The organism is Mesorhizobium sp. M7A.F.Ca.CA.002.15.2.1 (genome assembly GCF_003998715.1).
In the GTDB taxonomy this organism is placed as follows: Bacteria; Pseudomonadota; Alphaproteobacteria; order Rhizobiales; family Rhizobiaceae; genus Mesorhizobium; species Mesorhizobium ciceri.
This window is the reverse complement of record NZ_RZPI01000960.1, coordinates 1-1487: the sequence shown is the minus strand read 5'-3', so window position 1 is coordinate 1487 and position 1487 is coordinate 1. Positions and strand designations below refer to the sequence as shown.

Sequence of the window (1487 nt, the reverse complement as noted above, 5' to 3'; positions counted from 1 at the left end):
GGGGAAAGGGCCCCCGAAGGGGGGGTGAGGGGCGGCGCGACCCTCGACTATCCTCTGGCAGCTTCCTCTATCTTGGCGATGTCGATCTTGCTCATCTGCATCATCGCCGACATCACGCGGCCGGCCTTGGCCCGGTCCGGATCCAGAAGCAGGCGCGGCAGCTGCTCCGGCACAACCTGCCAGGAGACGCCGAATTTATCCTTCAGCCAGCTGCATTGCGATGGTTGGCCGCCACCTTCGATGAGCTTGTCCCAGAAGTAATCCACCTCTTCCTGCGTCTTGCAGTCGATCGACTGCGACATCGCTTCGCTGTGCTTGAACTGCGGTCCACCATTGAGCGCCTGGAACTGCACGCCGTCGAGTTCGAACGTGGTCACCAACACCTTGCCTGCATCGGCGTGGCCTTCGGGCCAACGCATCACGCTCAGCACCTTGGAATTCTTGAAGATGGAGACGTAGAAGTTCATGGCCTCTTCGGCTCGGCCGTCGAACCACAGGCAGGTGGTGATCTTTTGCATGTCGTGCTCCTCGTGCTGTTTCGGTCGCTGTTCCTGTGAAACGGCTGACTCCGAATATGGTGCCATCTCCTTGCCGTCTGCCCAAGGACGGACATGCAGCGCGCCATCCGACAGTGCCACGCATTTTTTTGAGAGAATCTGGCGCATTGCAAAATTGTGGCCAGACCATACTTGCGCGTCTATAACGCCTGCGGTCCGAATTCAGCTCCGCCGCGCCAACCCCTGGGCTGCGGCCAGCCACCAAGGAAAAAACATGCCTGCCTATCGTTCCCGCACCACCACCCATGGCCGCAACATGGCCGGCGCTCGCGGCCTCTGGCGCGCCACCGGCATGAAGGACTCGGATTTCGGCAAGCCGATCATTGCGGTGGTCAACTCCTTCACCCAGTTCGTGCCGGGCCATGTCCATCTGAAGGATCTCGGCCAATTGGTCGCGCGCGAGATCGAAAAGGCCGGCGGCGTTGCCAAGGAATTCAACACCATCGCCGTCGATGACGGCATCGCCATGGGCCATGACGGCATGCTCTATTCGCTCCCGTCGCGCGAGCTGATCGCCGATTCTGTCGAATACATGGTCAACGCGCATTGCGCCGACGCCATGGTCTGCATCTCCAATTGCGACAAGATCACGCCCGGCATGCTGATGGCCTCGTTGCGCCTCAACATCCCGACCGTCTTCGTCTCCGGCGGTCCGATGGAAGCCGGCAAGGTGGTGCTCGCCGGCAAGACGCAGGCGCTCGACCTGGTCGATGCCATGGTCGCGGCCGCCGACGACAAGATCTCCGATGAGGACGTCAAGGTCATCGAGCGCTCGGCCTGCCCGACCTGCGGCTCCTGCTCGGGCATGTTCACCGCCAATTCGATGAATTGTTTGACCGAGGCGCTTGGCCTGTCGCTGCCCGGCAACGGCTCGACATTGGCGACGCATGCCGACCGCAAGCGTCTGTTCGTCGAGGCCGGCCACCTGAT

Annotated in this window: 2 protein-coding genes; one reads left to right on the top strand and one right to left on the bottom strand. The window is 61.7% G+C overall.

The genetic code is table 11. From position 1 onward, the window contains the following. Positions 1 to 47: 47 nt before the first annotated feature. A complete protein-coding gene (locus tag ENZ74_RS31535; RefSeq protein ID WP_063170452.1) occupies positions 48 to 518 on the bottom strand; it encodes a VOC family protein in 471 nt (156 codons plus the stop codon). 253 nt (positions 519 to 771) lie between these two features. Here ENZ74_RS31535 and ENZ74_RS31530 point away from each other — a divergent pair. Next, a partial coding sequence (locus ENZ74_RS31530) for a dihydroxy-acid dehydratase (RefSeq protein ID WP_206522382.1) occupies positions 772 to 1487 on the top strand: 716 nt, incomplete at its 3' end.